The following is a 4,152-nucleotide window of genomic DNA, read 5'->3' as shown; positions in this document are numbered from 1 at the left end:
GCGCAGATGCCGACCTTCGGCGAGTGGGAGCGCGTGGTGCTGACCCACACCTACGACGACGTCGACATGATCTCGTGCCACGCCTACTACCAGGAGCACGACGGCGACATCGACTCGTTCCTGGCATCCGCCGTCGACACCGATCGCTTCATCGAGGCCGTCGTCGCCACGGCCGACCACGTCGGAGCGGTGAAGGGCTCCGACAAGAGGATCGACATCTCGTTCGACGAATGGAACGTCTGGTACATCGACCGCGTCGCGTCCGAGAAGCCCACGGCGATCGACGACTGGCCCGTCGCCCCGCGGCTCCTCGAGGACGTGTATTCGGCGGTGGATGCCGTGGTCTTCGGCAGCCTGATGATCTCGCTGCTCGCGCACGCCGACCGGGTGGCATCCGCCTCGCTCGCGCAGCTCGTGAACGTGATCGCGCCGATCATGACCGAGCCGGGCGGACCCGCGTGGCGGCAGACGACGTTCTACCCCTTCTCGATCACCTCCCGCCTCGCGCGCGGAGAGGCCCTGCGCGTGCAGGTCGAGGCGGGCACGATCGACACCGTGAAGCACGGCACGGTGCCGGCGGTGGATGCCGTCGCCACCCACGACGCCGAGACCGGTGAGGCCGCGGTGTTCCTCGTGCACCGCGGGCGGCACGAGCCGGTCGAGGTCGCGATCGACATCACCGGCTTCGGGGACGTCGAGCTCGTCGAGACGCATCTGCTGCACGACGACGACCCGTACGCCAGCAACACGCTCGCGCACCCCGACCGCGTGCGGCCCCGTGCGGTCGACGGCGCGCGGGTCGAGGACGGCATCCTGCGCGTGACGCTCCCACCGATCGCGTGGGCCGCCCTGGCGCTGCGCCGCGTCGGCTGACTTCGGAAACGGCTGTGGGGCGCAATTCTCGGCTTGGGGCGAAGGAATCACGCCCCGAACCGAGAATCGCGCCCCACACCGCGGGTGCGGCGAAGCGGCGTCAGGCCAGCTGGGCGCGGCGCGCGTGCAGCTCGTCGAACGTCGAGAACGACTCGGCGATGGGGCTGCCCGTGAAGTGGCCGACCCAGCCGTCGTCGTCGTGGAAGAAGCGCACGCTCACGTAGTGCGGGGCCGTGCCCATGTCGAACCAGTGCGTCGTGTTGGCCGGCACCGAGATGAGGTCGCCCGCCTCGCAGTACACCGCGTGCACCTTCTCGTTCGCGTGCAGGTAGAAGACGCCGGCACCCTCGGCGAAGTAGCGGTCTTCGTCGTCGTCGTGCTTGTGCTCGGACAGGAACTTCTGGCGGAACGGCGTCTTCAGGTCGTCGTAATCCGCCTGAGCGGGGTCGAGTGCGACGACGTCGACGAGGGTGTACCCCTCGCGGTCCTTGACCTCGTCGATCTCGGCGGCGTAGAGCGCGAGCACCTCGTCCTGCGAGGCGCCGGCGGGGAGGTCCCGGACGTCCCAACGGGAGAAGCGGGCACCGAGTTCGGCGAGCGCCGCGCGGATCTCGCTCTCGTCGGTGGTCTCGAGCACCGGGGTGCTCGGGTCGGTCTCTTTCCAGACGGTCAGGAGCGTCACGGCTCCTCCTCTCGGACGAATGCGGTCGGGACGCTTCGATTCTCGCGCTCGGGCGGGCATCGCGGGAGCGCCGCCCGGTGCGACCTGTAACAAAGCGCAACCTCGAACCGCCGGAAGCGGCCCGTCCTGCTTGACTGCTCGACGGTCGCCGCACCACAGCACACGCCGCGGCCCTCCGCACCCGACTCCTTCCGAAGGGGACCACAGTGTCCGTTCGCTCCCACCGCTGGGCGACGCTCGTCGCCACCGCCGGCATCGCCGCCCTCGCCCTGACCGGCTGCGCACAGCAGAACTCCGCCGCCCCGGCCGCCTCCGCCGCCCCGGCGCAAAAGGTCGAGAACCTTCCCGCACCGTTCGACGGCGAGCCCCTGAAGGTCGCTCTCGTCCAGCAGTCCGGTGCCGGTGACTACTTCACCGCGTGGACCGCCGGCGCGAAGGCGCAGGCCGCCGCGATCAACATCGACCTGACGGTCTACGACGCTCGCAACGACAACGCCAAGCAGGCCTCCGACCTCGAGCAGGCGATCGCCGCCAAGCCCGACGCGATCATCGTCGACCACGGTCAGACCGACACGATCGAGCCGCGGGTGCGCGAAGCGGTGGATGCCGGCATCCCGGTCGTCGTGTACGACCTCGCGCTCGAAGACACCGACGGCGTCGTCGTCACCTCGCAGTCCGACGCGTCGATGGCCCAGGGGGTGCTCGACCAGCTCGTCGCCGACACCGGTGAGGGCGCGAAGGTGGGACTCGTCAGCGCCGAGGGCTTCGCTCCCCTCGATCGCCGCAAGGTCGTCTGGGACGAGGTCGTCGCCGAGAACGGCCTCGACCAGCTCTTCTTCACCGGCAAGGTCACCGAGTCGACCGCCACGGACAACATCCCGCTCGTCGACGCCGCGTTGAAGGCGAACCCGGGCGTGCAGGCGATCTTCGCCCCGTACGACGAGATCACCAAGGGCGTCGTCCAGGCCGTCGTGCAGAACAACCTGCAGGACGCGGTCAAGGTCTACGGCATCGACATCTCCAACGCCGACATCGAGGTCATGATCGCCGACGGCAGCCCCTGGGTCGCCACGAGTGCGACCGACCCGTCGGCCGTGGGCGCCGGTGTCGTGCGGGCGCTCGCGCTGAAGCTGACCGACGAGCTGAGCGAGGACGCCGTGCAGTTCCCCGCCGTCACGATCACGCGGGACTTCCTGATCGAGAAGGGCATCACCAACGTGGCTCAGCTGCGCGAGGCCGAGCCGTCGCTGCTGCTCGAGGACACGGTGGTTGCCGACTGGCTGCCCGCCGTCTCCGGATGACCTCTCCGCTCTCGCACACCGCTCATGCGGACGACGTCCCCGTCGTCCGCATGAGCGGTGTCGGCGTGCGGTTCGGCACCAACCAGGTGCTTCGCGACGTCTCGCTCGACCTCCTCCCGGGGAGCATCACCGCCCTGCTGGGAACGAACGGTGCGGGGAAGTCGACGCTCATCGGGGCGATCTCGGGCGCGAACGCCGGATACACGGGTGAGATCGCGGTCGGCGGCACGCTCCAGCGCCTGAGCTCGCCCGCCCGCGCGCGCCGGGCCGGCATCGAGACCGTGCACCAGCGGATCGCCGACGGCATCGTCCCGGGGCTGAGCGTCGCGGACAACCTCGCGCTCACCGACCTGGCGACCGGGGGACACCGTGTCGTGCGCCGAGCCGAGGCGGAACGTGTCGCCCGTGCGGCGCTCGAGCGCCTGGGACTGTCGTGGTCCGACGAGGTCTTGCGGGCGGATGCCGCGCGCCTGGGCACCTCCGACGCGCAGCTCCTCGCGCTCGCCCGCGCGCTGCGCTCCACCCCGCGCCTGTTGATCCTCGACGAACCGACCTCGGCGCTCACGGCGGCGGAGGCGGACCGCTTGTTCGCCGTGCTGCGGGTGCTCCGCGACGAGGGCCTGTCAATCCTGTTCGTCAGTCATCGCTTCGGCGAGATCGAGCGACTGGCCGACCGCATCGTCGTCCTGCGCGACGGTCGGCTCGAGCTCGAGGCCGGCCGCCCGTTCGATTGGCACACGGCCCTCGAGGCCATGCTCGGCATCCCGACCGAGCTGCAGCAGCACATCACGGACCCGCTTGCGGCCGGTGCCGAGGTGCTCGCGATCGACGACGCGGTCCTCCTCCCCGGCAGTGCGCCGCTGACCCTCACCGTGGCCGCGGGCCAGGTCACCGGCATCCTGGGGCTGCTCGGAGCGGGGAAGACCGAACTCGCCGAGCTCATCGCGGGTGTCCGTCCCCCGGGCGCCGCCCGGCTCCGACTGCAGGGTGCGCCCTACCGCCCCGCGTCGCCCGCCGCGGCCAAGGACGCGGGCGTCGTCCTCGTGCCCGAGGACCGACAGCGCCTCGGCATCCAGCCCGGGTGGTCGATCGGCCAGACCGTGGGCCTGCCCGTCCTGCGGCGGATCTCGCGGTGGGGCGTGGTGTCTCCGGCGCGCGAGCGCGCGGCCGCGGACGAGGTGATCGACGCCTACGGTGTCGTCGCGCCCTCGGCCGACACGCGCGTCGACGACCTCTCCGGCGGCAACCAGCAGAAGGTCGTCGTGGGGCGGTGGCTGCGCACCGGGCCGCGGCTCC

4 protein-coding genes are annotated in these 4,152 nt (G+C 71.0%); 3 read left to right on the top strand and 1 reads right to left on the bottom strand.

What is annotated here, in order from left to right:
- Positions 1–873 (top strand): alpha-L-arabinofuranosidase C-terminal domain-containing protein (locus tag D8Y23_RS16195; protein WP_275087520.1); only part of this gene is annotated, 873 nt, incomplete at its 5' end.
- 100 nt (positions 874–973) lie between these two features.
- Here D8Y23_RS16195 and D8Y23_RS16190 read toward each other — a convergent pair.
- Positions 974–1,555 (bottom strand): 1,2-dihydroxy-3-keto-5-methylthiopentene dioxygenase, encoded by a 582-nt coding sequence (locus D8Y23_RS16190; RefSeq protein ID WP_128219063.1) that lies wholly within the window; start codon positions 1,553–1,555, stop codon positions 974–976.
- A gap of 206 nt (positions 1,556–1,761) precedes the next feature.
- Here D8Y23_RS16190 and D8Y23_RS16185 point away from each other — a divergent pair, with 206 nt between their 5' ends.
- Both D8Y23_RS16185 and D8Y23_RS16180 read left to right on the top strand, forming a co-directional pair.
- Positions 1,762–2,856: a substrate-binding domain-containing protein gene (locus tag D8Y23_RS16185; RefSeq protein WP_128219062.1), complete on the top strand. Its 1,095-nt coding sequence runs from the start codon at positions 1,762–1,764 to the stop codon at positions 2,854–2,856.
- Positions 2,853–4,152, top strand: a 1,300-nt coding sequence (locus D8Y23_RS16180; RefSeq protein ID WP_164878284.1) for an ATP-binding cassette domain-containing protein, incomplete at its 3' end; no start/stop codon positions are given. The genes D8Y23_RS16185 and D8Y23_RS16180, both read left to right, overlap by 4 nt.

Source organism: Microbacterium enclense (assembly GCF_004022425.1).
Taxonomy (GTDB): domain Bacteria; phylum Actinomycetota; class Actinomycetes; order Actinomycetales; family Microbacteriaceae; genus Microbacterium; species Microbacterium enclense_A.
The sequence above is the reverse complement of the archived record's forward strand: the minus strand, read 5'-3'. Positions and strand labels throughout refer to the sequence as shown.